Source organism: Paenibacillus sp. ALE3 (genome assembly GCF_054113405.1).
This window is the reverse complement of sequence record NZ_CM134214.1, coordinates 2,067,632-2,088,545: the sequence shown is the minus strand read 5'-3', so window position 1 is coordinate 2,088,545 and position 20,914 is coordinate 2,067,632. Positions and strand designations below refer to the sequence as shown.

Annotated in this window: 23 protein-coding genes, 3 pseudogenes and 1 riboswitch; of the genes and pseudogenes, 8 read left to right on the top strand and 18 right to left on the bottom strand. The window is 38.2% G+C overall.

From position 1 onward, the window contains the following. Positions 1-48 precede the first annotated feature (48 nt). Positions 49-933, top strand: a complete 885-nt coding sequence (locus ACXHJ2_RS09400; protein ID WP_165080735.1) for an SDR family NAD(P)-dependent oxidoreductase — start codon at positions 49-51, stop codon at positions 931-933. A gap of 478 nt (positions 934-1,411) precedes the next feature. Here ACXHJ2_RS09400 and ACXHJ2_RS09395 read toward each other — a convergent pair whose 3' ends face one another. The 5 genes from ACXHJ2_RS09395 to ACXHJ2_RS09375 all read right to left on the bottom strand — a co-directional run bounded on the left by ACXHJ2_RS09395 (position 1,412) and on the right by ACXHJ2_RS09375 (position 5,563). Beyond that, positions 1,412-1,792, bottom strand: a complete 381-nt coding sequence (locus ACXHJ2_RS09395) for a hypothetical protein (RefSeq protein ID WP_165080737.1) — start codon at positions 1,790-1,792, stop codon at positions 1,412-1,414. Positions 1,793-2,138: 346 nt separating this feature from the next. Continuing rightward, entirely contained in the window at positions 2,139-2,354 is a 216-nt protein-coding gene (locus ACXHJ2_RS09390) for a hypothetical protein (RefSeq protein ID WP_225683649.1), read from the bottom strand. A 262-nt stretch (positions 2,355-2,616) separates the two neighbouring features. Next, entirely contained in the window at positions 2,617-4,035 is a 1,419-nt protein-coding gene (locus ACXHJ2_RS09385; protein WP_165080739.1) for a helix-turn-helix transcriptional regulator, read from the bottom strand. A 351-nt stretch (positions 4,036-4,386) separates the two neighbouring features. Beyond that, positions 4,387-4,488 (bottom strand): sporulation protein YjcZ, encoded by a 102-nt coding sequence (locus tag ACXHJ2_RS09380; protein WP_165080741.1) that lies wholly within the window; start codon positions 4,486-4,488, stop codon positions 4,387-4,389. A gap of 193 nt (positions 4,489-4,681) precedes the next feature. Then, positions 4,682-5,563: a glycosyltransferase family 2 protein gene (locus tag ACXHJ2_RS09375; protein WP_165080743.1), complete on the bottom strand. Its 882-nt coding sequence runs from the start codon at positions 5,561-5,563 to the stop codon at positions 4,682-4,684. Positions 5,564-6,167: 604 nt separating this feature from the next. Between ACXHJ2_RS09375 and ACXHJ2_RS09370 the strand changes: the two genes are divergently transcribed. Further along, positions 6,168-7,631 carry an FAD-binding protein gene (locus tag ACXHJ2_RS09370; RefSeq protein WP_155617172.1) on the top strand — a complete coding sequence of 488 codons (1,464 nt, stop codon included), beginning with the start codon at positions 6,168-6,170 and terminating at the stop codon, positions 7,629-7,631. A gap of 204 nt (positions 7,632-7,835) precedes the next feature. On the opposite strand, the gene ACXHJ2_RS09365 is transcribed toward ACXHJ2_RS09370, so the two are convergent. Together ACXHJ2_RS09365 and ACXHJ2_RS09360 are read right to left on the bottom strand one after the other, a co-directional pair. Then, the gene (locus ACXHJ2_RS09365) at positions 7,836-7,943 is read right to left on the bottom strand and encodes a hypothetical protein (RefSeq protein WP_016821960.1); all 108 of its coding nucleotides are present in this window, start codon (positions 7,941-7,943) and stop codon (positions 7,836-7,838) included. A 385-nt stretch (positions 7,944-8,328) separates the two neighbouring features. After that, complete coding sequence (locus tag ACXHJ2_RS09360) at positions 8,329-8,421, bottom strand: YjcZ family sporulation protein (protein ID WP_225683653.1); 93 nt, start codon at positions 8,419-8,421, stop codon at positions 8,329-8,331. A 223-nt stretch (positions 8,422-8,644) separates the two neighbouring features. Continuing rightward, positions 8,645-8,745: riboswitch (guanidine-I (ykkC/yxkD leader) on the top strand. Between the two features lie 86 nt (positions 8,746-8,831). Between ACXHJ2_RS09360 and ACXHJ2_RS09355 the strand changes: the two genes are divergently transcribed. Both ACXHJ2_RS09355 and ACXHJ2_RS09350 read left to right on the top strand, forming a co-directional pair. Further along, entirely contained in the window at positions 8,832-9,170 is a 339-nt protein-coding gene (locus ACXHJ2_RS09355; RefSeq protein ID WP_040103567.1) for a DMT family transporter, read from the top strand. Beyond that, on the top strand, positions 9,167-9,481 hold the full coding sequence (locus ACXHJ2_RS09350) for a DMT family transporter (RefSeq protein ID WP_040103566.1): 315 nt from the start codon (positions 9,167-9,169) through the stop codon (positions 9,479-9,481). The genes ACXHJ2_RS09355 and ACXHJ2_RS09350 overlap by 4 nt, the downstream gene beginning before the upstream one ends. A gap of 349 nt (positions 9,482-9,830) precedes the next feature. Here ACXHJ2_RS09350 and ACXHJ2_RS09345 read toward each other — a convergent pair whose 3' ends face one another. From ACXHJ2_RS09345 to ACXHJ2_RS09335, 3 genes and pseudogenes are all read right to left on the bottom strand, one after another. After that, entirely contained in the window at positions 9,831-10,217 is a 387-nt protein-coding gene (locus ACXHJ2_RS09345; RefSeq protein ID WP_058829653.1) for a hypothetical protein, read from the bottom strand. A gap of 14 nt (positions 10,218-10,231) precedes the next feature. Then, positions 10,232-11,377, bottom strand: a complete 1,146-nt coding sequence (locus ACXHJ2_RS09340; RefSeq protein WP_058829654.1) for a hypothetical protein — start codon at positions 11,375-11,377, stop codon at positions 10,232-10,234. Positions 11,378-11,523: 146 nt separating this feature from the next. Beyond that, positions 11,524-11,776: pseudogene (locus ACXHJ2_RS09335) on the bottom strand (YolD-like family protein). Positions 11,777-12,554: 778 nt separating this feature from the next. On the opposite strand from ACXHJ2_RS09335, the gene ACXHJ2_RS09330 reads away from it, so the two are divergent. Next, on the top strand, positions 12,555-12,875 hold the full coding sequence (locus ACXHJ2_RS09330) for a hypothetical protein (protein WP_058829655.1): 321 nt from the start codon (positions 12,555-12,557) through the stop codon (positions 12,873-12,875). A 57-nt stretch (positions 12,876-12,932) separates the two neighbouring features. Here ACXHJ2_RS09330 and ACXHJ2_RS09325 read toward each other — a convergent pair whose 3' ends face one another. Then, the gene (locus tag ACXHJ2_RS09325; protein ID WP_165080745.1) at positions 12,933-13,742 is read right to left on the bottom strand and encodes a discoidin domain-containing protein; all 810 of its coding nucleotides are present in this window, start codon (positions 13,740-13,742) and stop codon (positions 12,933-12,935) included. Between the two features lie 170 nt (positions 13,743-13,912). Next, a pseudogene (locus ACXHJ2_RS09320) lies at positions 13,913-14,167 on the bottom strand (NucA/NucB deoxyribonuclease domain-containing protein); the annotation flags it as partial. A 741-nt stretch (positions 14,168-14,908) separates the two neighbouring features. Between ACXHJ2_RS09320 and ACXHJ2_RS09315 the strand changes: the two are divergent. After that, positions 14,909-15,163: pseudogene (locus tag ACXHJ2_RS09315) on the top strand (hypothetical protein); the annotation flags it as partial. Between the two features lie 177 nt (positions 15,164-15,340). Here the strand turns inward: ACXHJ2_RS09315 and ACXHJ2_RS09310 are convergent. From ACXHJ2_RS09310 to ACXHJ2_RS09300, 3 genes are all read right to left on the bottom strand, one after another. Continuing rightward, positions 15,341-15,763, bottom strand: coding sequence for a hypothetical protein (locus tag ACXHJ2_RS09310; RefSeq protein WP_043885989.1), 423 nt, complete (start codon positions 15,761-15,763; stop codon positions 15,341-15,343). An 87-nt stretch (positions 15,764-15,850) separates the two neighbouring features. Next, a complete protein-coding gene (locus ACXHJ2_RS09305; RefSeq protein ID WP_058829656.1) occupies positions 15,851-16,039 on the bottom strand; it encodes a hypothetical protein in 189 nt (62 codons plus the stop codon). Positions 16,040-16,190: 151 nt separating this feature from the next. After that, a complete protein-coding gene (locus tag ACXHJ2_RS09300) occupies positions 16,191-17,606 on the bottom strand; it encodes a helix-turn-helix domain-containing protein (protein WP_165080747.1) in 1,416 nt (471 codons plus the stop codon). 283 nt (positions 17,607-17,889) lie between these two features. Here ACXHJ2_RS09300 and ACXHJ2_RS09295 point away from each other — a divergent pair, with 283 nt between their 5' ends. Together ACXHJ2_RS09295 and ACXHJ2_RS09290 are read left to right on the top strand one after the other, a co-directional pair. Continuing rightward, complete coding sequence (locus tag ACXHJ2_RS09295; RefSeq protein WP_231124646.1) at positions 17,890-18,705, top strand: hypothetical protein; 816 nt, start codon at positions 17,890-17,892, stop codon at positions 18,703-18,705. Between the two features lie 106 nt (positions 18,706-18,811). Further along, positions 18,812-19,891: a hypothetical protein gene (locus tag ACXHJ2_RS09290; protein WP_165080590.1), complete on the top strand. Its 1,080-nt coding sequence runs from the start codon at positions 18,812-18,814 to the stop codon at positions 19,889-19,891. Positions 19,892-19,995: 104 nt separating this feature from the next. On the opposite strand, the gene ACXHJ2_RS09285 is transcribed toward ACXHJ2_RS09290, so the two are convergent. The 3 genes from ACXHJ2_RS09285 to ACXHJ2_RS09275 are packed head-to-tail and all read right to left on the bottom strand — an operon-like array spanning position 19,996 to position 20,911. Continuing rightward, positions 19,996-20,550, bottom strand: coding sequence for a phage holin, LLH family (locus ACXHJ2_RS09285; RefSeq protein WP_058829659.1), 555 nt, complete (start codon positions 20,548-20,550; stop codon positions 19,996-19,998). A 36-nt stretch (positions 20,551-20,586) separates the two neighbouring features. Further along, entirely contained in the window at positions 20,587-20,793 is a 207-nt protein-coding gene (locus ACXHJ2_RS09280) for a stalk domain-containing protein (RefSeq protein ID WP_058829660.1), read from the bottom strand. After that, positions 20,720-20,911 (bottom strand): GH25 family lysozyme, encoded by a 192-nt coding sequence (locus tag ACXHJ2_RS09275; RefSeq protein WP_231124654.1) that lies wholly within the window; start codon positions 20,909-20,911, stop codon positions 20,720-20,722. The genes ACXHJ2_RS09280 and ACXHJ2_RS09275 overlap by 74 nt, the downstream gene beginning before the upstream one ends. Positions 20,912-20,914: the final 3 nt, after the last annotated feature.

Genomic DNA, 20,914 nt, shown 5'->3' with positions numbered 1-20,914 from the left:
CCGGATTGGAACTCCAATAAAATTGTAACACATGAAGGAGAAATGACGATGCCTAAAAATGCTACTATTGTCATAACAGGTGCCACCAGTGGTCTTGGACAGCTAGTCGCAATTGAATTGGGAAGACGCGGCTGTTTTGACCTTGTTTTGACTGCCAGGAGTAAGGAACGTGCTGAAGCTACAAGAAAACAGATTGAGGTGTTTAGCCCATCAGCGAAGGTTGACTTTTTTTATGGAAATTTATCAGTACTAAAGGATGTTAAACGGATCGGGTGTGAAATAGCCGCCGCATACCCTAAAATTGATGTGCTGTTAAACAATGCGGGTATCCATGCTTTTGTGCAACGTATCACTTCCGAGGGGTTTCCTGAAATGATTGCCATAAATTATTTATCGCCATGGCTGTTAACACATACACTAAAACCGTGTCTGCAGAACGTAGACAAGGCTAGAGTTGTCAATGTTGCCTCCGAAGCTTCACGCCGTCATGGAGTTTTGAAGCTCCCCGAAGATTTAACGGATACAACTGCCTTTACCGCTCGTGGCTCATCGCCCATTTATGGAAAAACCAAATTATTGAATATTATGTTCACTGCTGAACTGGCAAGACGATGGTCGTATACGGGAATCAGTGTAAATGCACTAAATCCAGGATTCAATGTTACCGGATTGGGACGAGAACTTTGGTTTGCCCCTCTATTAGAACGATTGTTGAAGTTTCTTCGTCTTGGAGATCCGCGAAGAGGAGCAGATATCATCACCCGATTGATTGTAGAGCCGGAATATCATAAAAAAACGGGTGGATACTTTAACGTCGGAACCGGGAAATCTATTGAACCGGTCTCACCCGGAGAAGATCCCAAGATGCAGCAAAAACTGTGGAAGGCCACAGAGGATTTGCTGGAACAGAAGGGATTCCTTCATAAGAACTGATTGATGAAGGAATAAGACGGCAATATAACGTTGATAGCCCACACGTTATCGGTGACTCTGATAAGTTCGTAAATTGGTCAGCGTTCGCATTGGGCCGGGTTGGTGACTCCCCTTACTCAGCATAATATCGAACGGGAACAAATAACCTTTTGTCTGTCGATCTGGTTCGATCTTTGGTCTCCCTACTGCTAGCCAGTTTTTTAGCCATTGTCATACACCAAGTATTCATTTCCTTTCTAACACAATCAAAAAAGAAGAAAAAGTTTCCTGACCTTCTTCCTTACAAGAGTTATCTTTTTTAGTACATAAAAAATAAGCCTCAGTTTAATCTGAGGCTCAGAGTTCCATATAGTATCTATTTACACTTCAGGCGACGTAACACGATCCTTTGGGTCACGACCCAAGCTCACTGTAATTGCGATATGCCTTGTGTCACTCTTGTCATTTCATACAAAATATTATATTCCTCTACAGTAATTTATTTTTTGTCGTCTATTCTCCCGTATGCTTCTGCAGTTTCATCACCAGTAATAACTACGTAGAAATCCCCCCCGCTAGGTACGTCGACATAATCAGTAAATGATCTCCCACTCATAAAAGTATTAAAACTATATGTACCTATTGGGCTATACCTAGATGTGCCGTCAACAGAGTACATAAACATTATTGTAGCTTTACCTGGACCAGTATAACCACCACGTAATCTAACTTTTCCACCATTTGTATGAATAATGTCACTTTGGGCGTAGGTTTCGTTTCTCCACTTAGTTGTGGTTACGTAGCTGGAAGCTGAAACGCTTGTAGCAAACATTAAAAAAGCAGCAATCATGACTAGAAACATCGGTTTGAACTTCTTCATTGAGTATCCCCTCTCAGAATATTGGTATGATTACATAATAAATCTACTATTCTAAGTGTGTCGAAGTAAGGAAAAAATTGTTGTAGATAAAAAAACTCTCCGGCTGCTTACGAAACAAATAGAGACCGTTAATCAACGATTGGAGTTACTCTCAATAGAGAAATTATTGTTGTTGGCTATACCATTTCCGAAGTTGATTTATATTTGCTTGGTGATACCGGCTATGATCAGATATGTGCCAGATTCCAATAAATTAATCACAAAGTTATAATCCGCTAAGAGATCCTTAAGTGAATATCCCTACTTTGCGTAATATTATTATGTTTATCAACCATAGGACCATAGTTTACTCAAGATATTCAGGAATATCTTCTCCTTTAATTCTGTAAACCCATTTCAAGTCTACATATGACAAATGCCTAATCAACTGGGAAGTGCTGTTATACTTATGATCTGGCCCTTTATAATCTAACTCGCTTTGCTTCATATCTTGAACGATGGATTTTAATCGGTTGTAATTACCCTCCACCATTGAATAAAAGATGCCCACCTGCGGTGTCATAGATTCAGACCCTCTTAGATCAAAAATCATTAAAAAACCTCATTTCATGGGAAGATATAATTTGTCATAACTTTGTGCCATCAAAATATTTATATGTATGCTTTAAAACTGAACACTCAGTGACTCATTCGGGGCATGTGTAACAATTCCTTTAACTAAAAAGCTCTACCAACCATAAGGTTAGTAGAGCCTTTGCATTTAAGAACCTCCAACCTGTACAAGGATCTGAATATGTTGCGTCAGGACGGGAAAAAACAAAAAGCTACTTGCAACGATTAACAGTGTCATTTTTTTCAACATTGTCTAACCACACCTTTTCTGATAGTTTAAAATACTCTTCTCTGGCCTCTGGAGACGCGTATGCTTGGAAATGTGCAAAGAGACCCGTACAGTTTATAAAGTATGTTTCATTGTTTAGTATATGTGCTTTTACCATAGCACATAATAATTGTTTAAAACCATCATTGTACTTCCCCCTGTTTAAATAATAGTAGGCCACTTCGTAACAAAACCATGCAATATAGTCAGGTACCACTTGTTGGGTGTACATATCAGTAGATAGCGGAAGTTGGGTAAAGGCATCAATGTCTATCTTAAATCGTGATAGTACATCATCTACATTCAAATTATATCGGTTAGCCGCTATCATAACGTTCAACAACTTTGAGAGTTTTTCATCCTCCACAGTATGTGCTGTTTCAGCTATGTATTCAACATAATCTGCAAGCACACTTGTATCTCCAGATAGGAGTTTATTAACGTAAATATTGCATCGTGCCCAGTCTTGATACATTTCTACCCAATATAGGGTATCATCATCAGTCTCTCTAACCCACTCCAAGTCTGCATAGGCATATGTATATTGTAGAGCTTGTTGATAATCGCCTTGGGCATCACAGACACTTGCACACAACAGGTCAGCATAGGTAATATATACAAACATGGGGCGACTTAAACTATTTTTAGACTCGTCATCCTTTAGTTTCTTCTGTTGATGTTTCAAAGTGTATTGGATTTCCGCTTTAGCTCTCATTTTTATCGCCATTTCCTCAACCTTATCCCATTTACGCAAAGACCTGTACACATTAGCTAAGTCCTTCAATGCATCAAGTTGTTCTATTTCATCTAGGCGCTCGACATAAGGCTCGAAAAGTATGGCTGCCCTAAGATTGCGGCTTTGATCGTCATCAATCTGAATCGTGAAAATACGATATTGACAGATGGCCAAGCGTTCAGAATGTTGATATTTTTCCACTTCTGCTACACTTTCATAGAGCAATAATGCAGCATCATATCGTCCCTGCGCTAACAATTCTTCTGCAATGTCAAATAGCTTGGGTGAGTAGAGTAGATTGTCCATGATAGCTCCCACCACTCGACGGATCGCATCCAACTTGTCCAACTCTGCACAGCGATACAAAAATGGTTCGATTCGCCTCATATTAGGGGGAATGTCGATAATATAGTTTTCTACATATAAGTCGTAAAAATAGCCTTCTGGTAAACCCATAGCCTCAGTGATTCTATCAATTTGGTTAACAGACATAGAACTATTTCCTGTTACAATGCCACTTACTATTCCCCTATTAATGCCTGCGATATGCCCGAATTGCGTTAGGTTCAGACCCTCTTGTTTTAGGTATCTATCTAATTCCGCCCGAATCGTAGGTGTATGCTTCATGTCATATCCACCCTTCACATAAAAATTCCAAAATTTTTATATTATTGTTATCTATTTTTCTCTAAAATTGACCATATGTCAATATATTATTCGAATAATGTGAGATTTCATTTTTAACATAAAATGAAATAAAAAAACTTCGGTAAGTAAGGTTTATGCTGATCACTGACAGTAGAACCCAATAAGCGCAACAACCTATTATGGCAGGGTTTCCTAAGTAGGCGTTAAAACTTAGTTAACCAAAAGCAAGAGAATACTATGGTTACTGCCAAATAACCTATGCGCCATTGGGTTCAACTTTTAACCATCTTAAAAAAAGTGAAGTGTGTTACATTATAATTTTTCACAAAATTAAATCCAAAATGCTTTAGTAATTATAATCAAGAGGATAAAAAGCACCAAAATTGCCGCTGTAGAAGTCCACACACCGTAGCCACCTTCACATGCACCCATGGTTTTAACATCCTTTAATTGTTGTACTTCTAATATATGTATAGATACGTTTTGTGACAGGGCATACAGATTAAACAAAACAAAGGCTCAACCAGCTAAACCGGCAGAGCCTAATCACCTTTTTGTAAAAACATTACAAGCTTGTGCCATTAGAGTATCATCGGTCCAACAGGATCACTTGCTTATCTCTCTGTCAATAAGGAATATGGGATATACACCTCGAAAACGCTATATTTAACATTTCTTGGTTATAAACTAAATGCTTACTGTTTTGGTCTAGCACCCAGTTGGCAAAACCTAATGCTCTGGTGTAACTATCATAATTGTAGGGATTAACTTTAAACTCAAGAATGTCCAGCATAATCTGGTTCTCTTCATCTGATAATTCCAAGCCCAACTTACTAAACTGTCTTTGACGAATTCTCCGAGCAGTAGCATCTTGTATAGCTTTGTGCTGATTGGACACTTGTCCATTGTGTTGACGATAATACAATACGTTTATGGGGAGGTTTGCCATTTGTACCTGGAAAGCTAGTCGGTTCCACAGCTCGTAGTCTTCGGCATGGAGATAATTACTATCATATTGAATGCCAAGCCGACGGATCATGCTATTGCGCATGATTACAGCAGGATGGCAGATACAACAGTGAAATAGCAACCATGTTTTAATTTCGTCATGACTGGCCGGATTTACCTTAATTGATCCTCCACTAGATGAAGTAAAAGCAGCACCGCATACATCAACCAATGGATTTTGATCCATAAATGCGATTTGTACAGCTAGTCGATCTGGTGTAGAAATATCATCGCTATCCATACGAACGATATATTCACCATTGGCCTTTTTTAATCCTTCGTTTAAAGAAGCGATTAACCCTCGATTGGTACTATGGAAGATTTTTATCACTCTAGGGTCTGATATTTGCGAAATAAGAAAGGTAGATCCATCTGTCGAACCATCATCAATAACAATTAATTCAAAATCTGAATAAGTTTGAGTTAAAATACTGTGTATTGCTTCCAAGACAAAAGCCGCATTATTGTAAACTGGCAGTATGACCGAAGCTCGTGGCACAATATTCCCTCCCTTTCATATTTTAAAAATAGAAGCAATAATAAAATCACAAAGCAGCTCCCCTATTTTTGATAGCTGTTCCTTCTATATTCTTATGTTCTAAGATATGTTCTGAAATATATTTCGAAGCGGCTTCCCGGTAATATAATATGCCCTTTTGAAAATTTAGAAGCTCTCCACTCCTAGAAAGCCAATCTTCTTATCAAAAAGACACCTCCGTATAATTAATTAACAAAAAAAGATTCGCTAGTGCCATCAAAGATTGAATGGTTTGAATATTCCTGCTTCAAAGTCGACTTAATTACTTCTAAGATAACATTGACAAAATAAGTAATAAATTTGTACAATTAGGAAAAATATATTACTTAGATTCCATTCTTCATCGGTAATAAACCTATTATAATATCAGTAATATTTTCTTAAAAATGGGTATAACAACTCTTTTTTGCCTCTCCTTTTTGCAAATGTGCCTGTAATTAATTTAACGTAACGATATTTGTCAGATATCACGGCTGCATATACTACTGTATATCAATATCTAAGTGGAAAACGGACTGTGAGATTAAGCCGAAGATCATATCTGCATCTTAAAAAGGGAGATTGAATGATGGAACGAAATGTAACATCCGTAGAACACTACACTCCAATTTTGATTGTCGGTACGGGTATCTCGGGGCTTGCTGTCGCTTATTATTTATCGAAAAACAATATCAAGTATACCATTACAACAAAAAAGAATGCGCCCAAACAAAGCAACTCCTTTCTTGCAGCCGCAAATACACGTGTTCCATCGGAGAATGATATTAACAATATTATTAATCTTACGATTAATAAATGTGGAGCAGATCGATCGGTTATTGAAACGCTATATAGAAACTCCAACATAGTTATAAATTTTTTCGAGGAATTAGGAATCTCTTATGAGAAAACATCCTTTGGTATCATGCCTGAATGTTTGATTAAATCACAGGGAGGAAAAAAATTAATTAATTGTCTGTTACAACATATTGAACAACCGCTGTGTAATAAAATTTTGATTGATTTGGAAAAGTCTGATGATGGAATTATCGCATTATTTTATGACATTCAATTAGATCAATTTATCAGGATATATACTAATTATTTGGTATTAGCTACAGGAGGATATGCGGGACAATTTAATTACAATGATAATTCACCGGGTTCGACTGGAGAAACGCTTATCCTAGCTAAAAAAATAGGTGCAAGATTAAAGGGAATGTCTACTGTAATGTCTCATCCTTGGTCAATATATAATGGAAGACAAATTTTATTGGGCGGAGTTGTATCTTTAAGTCAAGGGAAAATAGTAGATGAGAAAGGAATTCAACTATTAAAAGATGAGTATATTTGTGATGCTATTGCTCGAGATGATTACCACGAAATGATTGACGAGATTTTACATTTTGAACTAGATTGCATCAAGCAAAAAAAGGATATGTACTTGGATATGAGCCATGCTGATGAAAATATATTGAATGAAAGATTTAAAAAATATGGGTTTAGCACTAAGGTGGTTAAAAATAAAAAAATCAAAATCACACCAACAATGCACTATTCTTCAGGAGGAATCGAAATCAATGCTACTGCTGAAGTTATAAACTTGAATCGTGTTTTTGCTACTGGAGAAGCTCAATTTAATGGTGATCTAGGTATGGGAAGAATCCCTGGGCAAGCATTTGCAGCGGGTATCGTTTTCGGTAAATTAATTGCTGACAAAATAGCTAATGAAGGTGTCTTCAATACTCAATACCCGATTACATTTAAAGATACACCTGAACCTATGCAACTGTACTCAAAAGAAAATAATGACTTTCCAATTGAAGAGTTTCAGAAAAAGTTGTCAACTCTAATGGTGGATCTGATCGCTCCTGATTCATCTATGGTTTCTCTATCACTTCATAAAAGAGAAATCCAAGAAAGTCAAAACATAATATTAAGTAGCGCAAGAGGATCAGGAAAGCGATATGAGGATATTTTAACATTATTTTTTGGATATTTTGTTGCGTTAGAAATTATAGAAGATCTTGAAAAAAAGCATTCGGTATAGGCTAATAAACCCTTCAATGAGAACGTTCCCCTTTCCGACGAAACCCAATAAGCGCAAAACTATTATGGCAGAAATTCAGCAAGCACCCACCAAAAGAACAGCGAATGCTGTGGCTATTGCCAAATAGCTTATGCGCTTATTGGAATCAACCTTCTTTTACATTCCATGAGTGAAGTGATATTATCCAACAGTTCTTTTCACAAATTAAACCCAAAGTGATTTAGTGATGATAACTAAGAGAATAAAGAGCACTAAAATCGCCGCTGTAGAAGTCCATACACCGCCGCCGCCATTACCTTCATATGCACCCATGCCTTTTAACCTCCTTTATCTGTCGTCATTTTAATATATGTAAGAATACATTCTGTGATAGGGCATGCTGGTAATTAAATAACACCACAGAAACATTTTTCCCTTTATTTTGAATATATCCACTCTTATTCCCGTTTTCATTAACATTGGATACTACCTTTCCGTTAGAGCAGGCACCATTGATCAAAATACCATTGACGCATGAAAGTGGATCATAGCGCTTCTGAGTTATTAAAGCTAATCAAGAAAATGCTCAAATAAAACAAGCTCTACTAACCTTAATCGGTCGGCAGAGCTTGTTATCTAATCTGATTTCGGGCAGATTACCAAAGAAATAAGGGTATTGAACTTGTTGATGGGGCACTATACAATTTTCTTCACAAAATTAAACCCAACACGATTTAAGGATGATAACCAAAAGGATATAAAGCACCAAAATTGCCGCTGTAGAAGTCCACACACCTGCACATCCACTCATAGCTTTAGCCCTCCTTTAATTGTTTTCACCTTAATATATGTATAGCTACGACTCCGTGACCGGGCATTCAGTTAAATGGAAAATACACCCAACCAGGCGAATCCAGTGAAGATGCAGTTGTAGACTAAGCATCGGCGTTAAAGTAACTGGCAGGTTAGTGGTGGAGTTGTAAATTGACTCATGTTACATCGCGTGTTAGTATGATTTTAGCCAATAACTGAATAAAAACGTTTTCTAGGGTTCCGCAATCGCAAGATTGGTCTGGTCCAAGAGAAAACGCACAGCCAAGTGGCTGTGACACGGAGGGATAAAAGCCTGGGAGATAACCGCATTGTGCGGTTTATTTTCCGGGCTTTTATCTTTTTCTTTTTTGCCCAATTTTTAATAAGAAGTTTAAGGAGGAGCGTGTTATGAACAAAACGTGGTTTTCAGTCATTGTGGCCGCTATATTCGAGGTTGCTTGGGTCAGTGGGTTAAAGCATGCGGATAGTTTTTGGGAATGGAGTGGTACATTAATCGCAATTTACATCAGCTTTTATTTGATGATCAAGGCGGCTCGTTCATTAGCGGTTGGAACTGTATACGCTGTATTTGTCGGGCTAGGGACAGCTGGAACTGTAGTAGCTGAAATTCTATTGTTTGGCGCAGACATAAGTGTTTCGAAAGTAGCTTTAATCGGGCTGCTACTTATTGGAGTGATTGGACTAAAAATGCTTAGTAAGAAGAAAGAGGAGGTGAGTGGACTATGAATTGGGTGTATTTGATCTTAGCGGGCATTTTTGAAATGATCGGGGTTCTGCTTATAAACAGGTTCAATCAAACCCGCAGTTGGAAATCGCTGACTCTTTTGATTACTGGTTTTGGCCTAAGTTTTATATTTTTATCGTTGGCAATGCAAACACTCCCGATGGGGACAGCTTACGCTGTATGGACTGGAATTGGCGCTTCTGGAGGCGCTATCCTCGGCATGATCCTTTATAGTGAGCCCCGCGGTTTAATGCGCATTTTGTGTATAGGGTTGGTCCTTAGCTCTGCTGTGGGGCTGAAACTAGCTAGTTAAAAATATATATTGATGCAGCTCTAAAGTTCGTTTCCTGAGCAAGCTAACGATGAATGTTAATTTTAATAAAGCTACGGCAGTCTAGGATTATATTTCCTCTTCCAAGGCTGCCGTTGAAATAAAATTCTACGAGAGTTTAGAACTGAAATTGCAGAAACCAACCTCAGTGTCATCTTTAAAACGCAATTGATCAAAATTATGAAGTCGACAAAATATATTAGGTAAATCTCTAATATTAAGAGTCAACATTTTGGCTTGTATATACTTTTGATAAAGTTCTTCTTGTGTGCATATAGGACTTGTGAACAAGCTAGAACTCCCTTGCTACCATATTTGCTTATGGTATCCTCTACTTTTCCATTAATTTATTGAATATCTCTCTATCTTTGGAAGTAAAGTCAGAAATCCGTTTCTTTTGCTCGTACGTGTTGGTACTTGAATCCAATTTAATGAAGCTATTTTCACCAACCACGTATACGATATTTTTTTTTATCTTATATGACAGAACGTTATCAATCACTGTATTTGGGGCTTCAATTTGATGAGTGTATAGTATTGGAGGCTCACCCGCTCCTCCCCCCCTGTAAATCTGAAAAGTCCCATCTCCAAAAAACTCTAGCGTATCTTTTCCATAAGGGTACTTCCTCATCGTGTCTTCTCCAGAATTTGCCAAAAAAATTATAGTAGTAGTTATAACTAGTAGAGAGATCAAGATGTAGATGTGTCTGCGTTTCATCTGCACTTCACACCTCACTTCCAAGCTTTTTTTGTATCAGTTACTGTAACATAAGATGTATACTCATTGAGTGTTCCCCATGATTCCATTAAATTTGTTAGATTGGCCGCAGCCCAACCGAGTTTGTTGTCCCCAGTAAACATTTGTTTAAAATTATATTCAAAATTATATTTATCATAATATATTGTAGTAATTTCCCATTGTCCTTTTACATATGTTCCATCTATTTTGTATTTCATTTTGTGAAAAGCGTTATATAAATCTTTGTCACTTTCAATTGCAATAGACCCATAACTTGAAAAAATTTTAACTTTTTTGTCGTTTGCTTTTTGTACTTCTTTTTCAATTACATACATATTATGTTCTTTAGATTTTTTAATTTGTTGCGCCTCATATGACCACTCGTTAAAGTGTAAATTCCCTGGTTTGTAATCTAGGGAATGTTGAAGTAAATTGGCTGTGATGTCCCCGTACTTCTTTCGAGCTATAGGAACAGCTACTAATGCAAATGCTTTACGATCAGGATAATGTATTACAGTATCTGTTGAATTCTTTACCTTCTCTACGCCTCGCACCCAAGTCTTTTCTAGTTCTACCATCGGATTTTCAAACGGAAAAGTATTATTTCCTGCATACACTAACATATTCTTACTGTATGCACCTTCCAATACTTTTTTCGAGGCATCAGGCTCATCCTGTTCTCTTGTTTCCTTAGGTTCTACCTGAGGACTGTACTGAATTTTTCCCAATTGATCTTCTTTTTGTTTTAAAACAAGTTCAAACTCAAGGATCTCTTTGCTAGTATCAATCTGTTCTTGATACTTATCTACATAAGCGTGTGTAAACGTAATATCTCGGATTGTATTTTCATTTCTAACGATTTGGATATTACATTTGCGATAGTAATCCTCAGTATCAGGTTTATATTCTGTGATTGCCCATGTATACAGCATGTTGGAATTATCCGCATTGTCTATAACTGAAGGAAGCGAATGAAGCGGAATTTTGCTTTGAATATGTAGCGAATGAGCCAAGTTCGGAGACTTAGCTGAAAGTTTTATGGAACTATTATTATTATAAGTAAAGCCAATGATCTCACCTTTTACAAACTCGATTGGTTCACCACCGGATTTGCGTTCTATTCTTAATGAAATGCTCATTGAAATAATCTCCTCTGTTAATTCAATCTAGTTTTGTAGGAAAAAATTGAGAAAAAACTAATTTCCAAATATTAATATATACGAAAAATATTAAATAGTAAACATATTTTCAACGTGCTAAAGGGCGTAAAAAAAGCCCCGGTTACCTAGGGCCTTTTATGTACTGCAGAAATAATATCCTCCAACTTAACCCAGCTAAAATCATCTTCACCGTGTGGCAGCCGTACGTGAGTTGTAGGAATTTATTAGCGCTTGCTTGATTAGCTGCACTTTCTGATCATCCAATTCTGGCTTCCCGCGCCGTTAACTGTCGTTCATGAGTTTTAGATACGCTTCCTTATGTTCCGGTATGATGCGGCTGCTTTCCCCTAATCCATTACCTTCGAGTCTTATTGACATGACAGTATGCAGCCTCCTGATGTGTTATGGACAAATTATATTCTGAGTACAGAAAAATAAACTTCAGATCATTGGAGGTTTAATACCGTATAATGGCTATTTCCAAACGAGAAATGTAATGTTCTTTTGGCACCATCCCAGCCCTCTATGATTACAATATAGAGCGTATCCGTCTTCGACCAGCAGAATAATGTAGAGTATTGGTGGTAGCGTTCGATATCAGGTAACAAAGCATTCAACTTCTTTGTTACCCGGCGTTTCTGTATACTATACAGATCAAAACAATGAACGACGAAAGCAGGACACAACTTTTATGCAACAATTACGGAATAGACGTTGCCAAAGTTACACTAAACTTTTGCAGAAGTTTACGATGGCGCACGTGAAGCCATGGAAAGATTATGGGGGCGATATTCCTGAGCCAGTAGGATAAATCAAGAACAGCAGTAATTTTAACGTGTGTATTCCTAAAAGCCTACGTCGTCCATTGCCAAAAGGGGCTACCGAAAATTCTCTCTTGAACTAGCATTGCCTTTACAAATTGAGCAAATGAGGGATTTACAATAAAGTTCGTCCCCCCTATTACCCTAGTCTAAACAGAAGCATCGCAGTTCGTGCCAACCTCAAACGGCAAGTCATTCACCGCATTGGTGCCAAGATGCCAAAGGCTAAGAATAGCTGCGAGTTCCCAAAAAACAGTTATCAATAAAGCGTACAATCACAGCACGTTTATACATTTAAACTAATCAGGAAATTATCCAAGTAGGAGGAAATAACCATGGCATTTGAAGGTTATGGAGAAGACAAGCGAGAACATTGGTTTGACTGGCCATTCCCCTTGTCGGTATCAATACTGTATGTGGATGCGGATGTGGATGAAGCAGAAACGAAATGGTACCTCATTGACGAACAAGAAAAACACTTGATCCGAATTAGGGATGAAAAGCAAATTGAACTGCTTCATCACTGCATGTATGGAGTCTTGTTAAATGACGAGAAGATCAACTGGATTATTGATAAAAATGGCGGTAGATTTACCTATCACGATAGTGTGCAAGATTTTATCAAATTCCAGAAAGAATACCTTGATACACTATAAGTGGCGTGAACAGCTAAAAGCTCTACCGACCAATTAAGGTTAGCAGAGCTTTTAAATTTATTTAGAATATTCACTTACTTCAAATGTTAGGATACGATCATACAGCATGTAGTCCTTACGGCTACTGAACGGGCCTTTATTGTTATCGTGCTTATTAATGGCGTACGAAGCCGATCCAGAACCTGCTTGTTTAGCCTCATACCACGCAATAAAGTCATTGACATCTTTCATACTCAAATCAAATTCCTTCTCCAAGCCAGTTGTCATGGTGACTACTAGAATAGCACGATCCCCGTTTGAAGTTTGGTCCGGGTCCTCTGTTCCTGGATTAGGAGTGGAACTCGATACTTTAGACATCATCTCTAATTCGCTAAGAGCTAGATACTGACTTCCATTATTGCCTGTAATATTAATTCTATAATCTTTGTACGAATTAGGGTTAGAGAAAGTGAATTTTTTAGGAGTGCTATCTACCCATCCAGTGATATTTGACTGAGTGTCTAGCACATTCCAAGTAACCCCATCATTTGAGCCTTCGAAAGTCCAATCTTTAGGGGCACGGTCAGTTGCCGTTGTCTGTGGATATATCACATATTGCTCAATAACTTCGGCTTTAGGAAAGTCATATCTTAGCCAAGCAGAAGCTGTACTTGATGTCCACGCACTAGCAATAGTAGCAAATTCTTTGTTAAACGCCTCATATGCGTATGAATATTCATTACTAGCACTTGCTACTCCAGATGGAAAAATGTTAGTTGTCATATGTGGAACTAGATTTTCTGAATACTCTGCTTCAGCTGCAAAAACATTCGACAAGGGAAGAGATAAAAGAACTAAAAATAAAACTGTTATACATGCTTTCTTCATTAAATAATCCTCCAATATTTTTAATAGAACTAAGAATAATTTAATTGAGGAAATGTGTCTAAACATAAACTTGCTTATCTATAAATATGTTCTATATTTTTGCATATTTATTTTTTATTGGACATTAAAAAAGACTCATACCAGCTTCTATACTGGTTGAGTCCTTGTTTTTATTTCACATACCTTACCTTTGTGCCATCAGCATACTTATCTAACTGATGACTTACCCAACTACCTGCTCTCCGGTTATCACTAGGGGTTATGTATTCTTATATCAGCACCTGCGCCACCTTCTGCACACATTGCCATTGGCCATTCATCAAGGTCATATCCTTTTTTAGTTGGATAGCCCTTAAGTGACTCCTCTTTCTGTTTTCTTCGGCTCTATCTCTGTCAATCGTACATACAGCAGAATGTCCGGCTGCTGCTTGTTGGTTGATTGCTGTCGGTTCAGCCTAAACGCCTTGAACGGAAAAAATAGCAGCTAGTAAAAATACGATTAATCCTCTTGCAATCCCTTTATCATACGACACCTCCATAGTATTTAAACTTTCTCTATACTAATTGAAGAGTCATGTCGGAGTATCGCATAGCTTGTCGCAAAACAAAAAAAGGCCCTTCAGTTATGGTTAACTTGAGAGAGTATGAATTAAAATCTATTATCAAACTTTATTTTGAATATATATACATAAATGTTTATACATCCCTCTTTATTATTTGTATGCTTACTAAGCAAATAAAACAAAAGGAGATTTATTCATGAAAAGAAAGCTTAATCTAATTTCGTGCTTCGCCTTACTTATTACCATTTTTATTCCATGGTTACAGATAATAATGAAGAAACAAGTTACTCAATGCCTGCTGGTAAAATGATTGTAATTGATTTAGGAGAAATCAAAAATATCGATTCTTTTAAACTTAAAAGCGATGCCAAAGTATCTAGGTTACAACAAAATGTTAGATTCGTCTCTTTTATGGGGTTATCAAAAGAAACAATTAACATCAGGGAAATCGACTTTTTTAACAGTAAAGACATAGTAACAGCACCCGAACCTTCTCCAACGCCAGATCCTAAACCGACAACTGAACCAACACCGACGCCAAATCCAACACCAATTCCTGAGCCTAATCCGTCTGAACCTACGGAGCCAACTGAACCAACCGAACCATCACAACCAACTGGTGACCACGCTATTTTGACTGTAACAATGGATAATGGATTTGATAAGGAATTCGACCTGAGTAAAAAAGAACTGACTGCTTTCATTGCTTGGTATGATGCTAAAGATGCAGGTAGAGGCCCTTCATTCTTTGCGATCGATAAACATAATAACAACAAAGGCCCATTCAGCAACCGTAAAAACTACGTAATCTTCAACAAAGTCCTTACGTTTGAAATAAGTAAGTATTCAACTAAATAAACAACAAAGGACTCCATACTGGTTACATACCACCAGAGTCCTTTTTCACATCTACTCTAAATTCAAATTGATCAACGAAAAAAGCTCTCCCGACCAATTAAGGGGATTAATTCACTTGCTGACTTGAACAAACACATAGTTAACCTTCCTAGAAGACAAGTTGTATTCCTAGGGAATTTAGAGGTTTCCAGGCTGTGAATCAGCTACTCCCCATGTTTCTCCGTCAACTTTATAATCGCTGCCTCTCCACTGAAGTATGTAGTCTCCAGAACGCAAACCGTCGCTAAAACCTTGGTCAGTAGATTTCCAAGTCACTGTATCATGAGGAGCGATTACTAATGCTTCAATATATAGTTTGTTTGAACCGCTGTGAGTTAAACTTACTCTTACTGGATGATCAGAGTGATTCTTCATACAAAGTTTAACATGACCCCATCCTTTAGGGACACTAAAGGCTTCTTTTACAGTTGCGCTTCCGCCCGATCTTTGAGAAATTATGTTGTTTCCACTAGTTTTACTGGGTGAAGCTGAAGCTGCACCTATCGTAGTGGCTATAGATAAAGATAAAATCAAGAACAGAAATATTCTTTTCTTCATCATTTTCCCCTCCTATTTTTGATATGGTCTACCTTTAAGGGACACCGTCTACAATCTGGTAGGTTCTTTCACTTCTACTCTAAATTCAAACTACTTGCGAAAGAAGTAAGATCCGTTAATCTTAATCGACTCCGGTGTGTATTTTTCGACCGGTCCGCCGTAGTCCACGATATCTATCAAATCCTCACCCAACGGCTGAACAACATATACTCTTACCTGATTTAAGGCAGCTGCAAACAACTCTATATCCGACTTTAACACTTTATATATATGGTTCATGCTGATCACTTCAAATAGTTATTCTGCCGTATGTATGGTAATTCCTGCACTAAAGAAAGCTCTGCCAACCTGAGGTTAGCAGAGCCTTTTTTAGAATCCACCAATCTGTACAAGAATTTGAATACCAGGTACGACCAAAAAAAACAAAAAACTACTCGAAATGATTGACAGTGTTATTTTCTTTAACATTACTCAACCACACCTTTTCAATTAGATTGGAAAACTCCGTTTGAATTGCAGGAGCCGCATGGTCCTGGAAACGCATAAATAGGCCTATACAGTTTATAAAGTATGTTTCATTATTTATTATATGTGACTTTACCACTGCATTCATCAAAAATTTAAAGCCATCAGTGTACTTTCCTCGATGTAAATAATAATGAGCCATCTCGAAACCAAACCATGCGAAATAGTCTGGTATTACTTGTTGAGTGTACATATCAGCAACAGTCGGTAATTTAGCAAAGGAATGAATGTCCATTTCAAAACGCGAGAGGACATCATCCACATTTATTTGATATCTATTAGCCGCTATCATAATGTTCAGCAGCTTTGAGAGCTTCTCATTCTCGTTAGCGTTTGATGTTGCTGCAATATATTCAACATAGTCTGGCAGTACGCCAACATCTCCAGACAGAAGCTTATTTACATATATATTACCTTCTGCCCACTGACTGAACAAATTTACCCAGTGTTTTGTATCCTCGTCATCCTCTTTAACCCATTCTAAATCCGCATAGGCGTATGTATATTGTAGAGCTTGCTGGTAATCGCCCCGGGCTTCACAAACACTAGCACATAACAGGTCAGCATAGGCAATGTATCCAAATAGTGGACCTCTTGTTCTCTTTTCAATATCTCGTAACTCACGTTTTTCTTGGTGTTTTAAACTATACTGGATTTCCGCTTTAGCTCTCATTTGCCTTGCCATTTCGTCTACCTTGTCCCATTTACGCAAAGACCTGTACACGTTTGCCAAATCCTTTAATGCGTCAAGTTGGTCTATTTCATCTAGGCGTTCGACAAAAGCTTCAAACACCGCTGCCGCCCTGATGTTACGACTTTGATCGTCTCCAACTTGAATCGTAAATATACGATATTGGCAGACTGCCAAACGTTCAGAATGTTGATATCTCTCCGCTTCAGCTACCCCCTCATAGAGCAGCAATGCAGCCTCATGTCGTCCCTGCGACAATAATTCTTCCGCTATTTCAAATAGCTTGGGTGAATACAGCAGATTGTCCATGATGGCTCCCACCACTCGACGGATTGCATCCAACTTGTCCAACTCCGCACAGCGAAACAAAAAGGGCTCGATTCGCCTCATATTCGGAGGATGGTCGATGATGTAGTTTTCTATAAATAGATCATAAAAGTGACCCTCTGGTAAATCCATAGCCTCAGTGATTAAGTCAAGCTGGTTAACAGACATAGACTTATTCCCCGTCACAATAGCACTTATTATTCCCCTATTCATGCCTGCAAGTTGTCCAAATTGCGCTAAGCTCAAACCCTCTTGTTGTAGGTATCTGTCTAATTCTGCTCGAATCGTAGGTGTATGCTTCATGTCATATCCACCTTTCATACAGAAATTCCAAAACTTTTATATTATTGCATTCTATTGTTGTCCATAATTTAACAGTTGTCAATAACCTTCATTTCTTTTGCATTTTATTAAAGAACTTCGGCATAATCGGTGGCATAAAATGACGTAAAGAACACTCTCCGCAGCCTATACCCATCTTAAAAAATATTAAATATATTCATAAATGCCATAAAAAGGTTGACAATATTAGTAGATTCCTTTACGCTGGTTTTGTATTTACAAATTTTTCAAGGAGGTACTTTGTATGAAAGTAAAATTTCTCCTACAAGCTTTTCTAGCTGCATCGTTACTCATCTCTTGGGGAGTCGTCAGTCCAGCAATCTCCCATGCTGAGAAAGGAGAAAAAATCCCTGACCAAATGTTAGCGGGTACCATTATCCAATATGATGAGAACAATAACATGGTTGTATTGGAAAAAGGAACTCCGGTACCTGAACCGCAAAAATCTCTAGCTGCTATTGCCCCACTTACTGCTGAACAACAGGTTGAGCTGGAAAAAGAAAAACAACGGGATAAAGAGATCGTAGAAGAAACCAAGTCACTGCCGGTATATCATATTGATAACCCTGACCCTCAGCCTGGTTTAAAAGTAATTTATGATGGCGAAGGTTACATCAAGGATATTATCTTGCCTGATCAAAAAGAAAATGCGATTACTACTAATAATGTTTCACTTCAAGCATTACCACGCGGTACACGCAAATCACCTGGGACTTATACATATGGAGCACATGATAATGAAATTAAAATTAGCGGAACATCTAGTGGCTATGTTCGAGGCACAGGGAGAGGAACAAACTTCACAGACACGTATGGGGAAAATTCCAATATACTCGGCAAAGGTGACTGTGCAACAAAAGGAGCAATTGATAATCCCAAGTTTGGGACAGAAATTCGGGTAAGGAATACCGATAATAATATCGCAGCTAATTTTTATAAAGCTGATAATGGGAGTCTTCCAGATGCAGTCATTGATATTTGGAAAACGGGTGTAGAGAAGGTAGGTTTAAGTTGGGCTTCTTACGTCTCATTTTCAGCAAGATATTCCTATGATTTTTAATATCTTTATACCAAAAAAAAGGATAGGATCTCGCGTCCTATCCTTTTCCCTTTTCGTTATCATATTCAGTTTGATTCATCACTTATCTCAGAAAGGATGCTTCGTTTTGAGAACAAGCAGCTACAAATTCTTTAGACTCCTTATACTTTCCTTGCTCGTTCCAACTCTGTTATCTTCCTGCTCTCCATCTTCTACTCCAGCATCAGAATCAATTCCATCGAAACAAATCCAATCAGACGAAAAGTCAGCTCCAGTCGAACAAGGTCAATATCTATCCATGACTTATACAGAGTATGTGAATGGGAAGAACACAGATCAAGGCATGGTTATGCGAGTTATGACATACGACTTAAACAGTAAAAAATTGACCAAACTGGCCGATGTTCCTTATACCTCTCAATACCCGCTTTCTGTAGTGTCCTTGCCTGATCACAAAATTTATTACTCTGCCGATGTTGGTGATAAGGGAGACCAATTATTTTCGTACGACTTGAATACAAAAAAAACCGAACAGCTTACCGATAATTTGTTTGCCATCAATGATATCGTACCAACTACTCCGGATGGCCCCCTCGTTCTGGTTGCGGTCAAAAAAGGAGAGCGGACACTTAAAACTATTTTCTACAATAAATCAACGCGTACCATGAAATTTATGCATGATGAAAACCAAGATAAAATCACTTGGTCTATAGCCTATAATTCAGCAAAAAATACAATTTACAATTCACAGTATTCGGAGAGGGAGCGAGATAAACAAAGTGACATTTCAGACCGAACACAGACCATTATGGTCCCCCCGGACAACAAGGTTATAGAAATCAATAGCGTCACCAAGCAAGAGCGTTCTATAATCACACTGAAAAAAGAAAAGATATCTTCAATGTCCAGCAGTAATGATAAACTGCTCCTCGTAACTAGTCGGTTAACTAATTTCGGCACTACTGAGTATAGTCTGGTTGATATTACAACAGGTAAACGCACCAAAATAGAGTTGCCTATTTTATCCCGCCAATTTGTCTATATGTCCTCAGACGGCAAGGGAGTTTATTATTTAGGTAGCACCTCCCTGAAAAATCAGGACGAAGGACGTGGCGTGTACTATTATGACTTCACTTCGAAAACCCAAACCCCGATCTTCATACAGAAAGAGGGTTTTATCAATAACTTCATGCTGCTGAACAAGTAATTGTTCTGATTAGCGATATGCCAAAAATCCGGAAAGAAGCAAGCTTACGCTATCTTTCCGGATTTCTTTATCTGCTTAGTGTTTACTTTGTAACTATAGCCGTATTAGTCTTGCTCCGTAGCAGGCACTTGTACTGATTCTGTTGGTTCTTGAATAGACTCAGTTGCTGTCTGAACCTGACCGGATGATACCTCTGCTGTAGCCTGTGCCAAGAAATCATTAAGCTTTGCAGCAAGCCCCGATACAGCTTCCTTAGCTGCGGCCTGTGCCGCATCCTCGTTTGGCTGCGCTTCAGTAGCCAGTACCGCTTTTGTTTTGGCCTTATACTCCAGATATGCCTTCTCAATCGCGGATTTTAGCTCTACTTTGGATACTACGATACCTTGGCTGGAAAGAGTAAGTGAAGCATACTGCAAAGCCTCCTGAAGCTTACGTTCTCCTCCAGCTTCTTTAAATGCTGTTTGAGCAAAGGCAAAGCCTTCTCCTGCTATCTTATGAATAACTTCCCTTTGTGCTGCCGTTGTACGCGCTTCTAGCCACACGTTAACCTTAGTCTTGAGTTTGTTCAGACCTCCTAAAACAAACGCTGTAAGCACACCCGCAGTGGCTGTGACAATGGTATTTACATAAGGCTGTACAGTTTCGATAATTGTTTGCATGATTACTTTTCCCCTTTCGTTTTAAACGATGCGATTTTATTTTTTGAATCCCAAGACACTACCGCCCCCATAAGCATCAGCAATTGGTCTGAGCTGCACATACGCTATACCCTCTACAAGTTGGACAGTTTGCAGCTTGGCTCCGTTTAAATGCGCTTCCTTACGGGCGTTATCCCAGTGATAGGATAAGCCCAAGGCATTTGCCAAAGACTGCAGCGGTACATAGGTTCTGGAGCCATGCACCTAAAAAATGATAGGCGCCCAACAACAAGCCTGCTGCCCTGGCCCCTTTTACATTTGCAATGAATGTCGGATCAACATAACGTTGTCCCTGACTTGCTTTAACAAAGGCAAATGAAATACC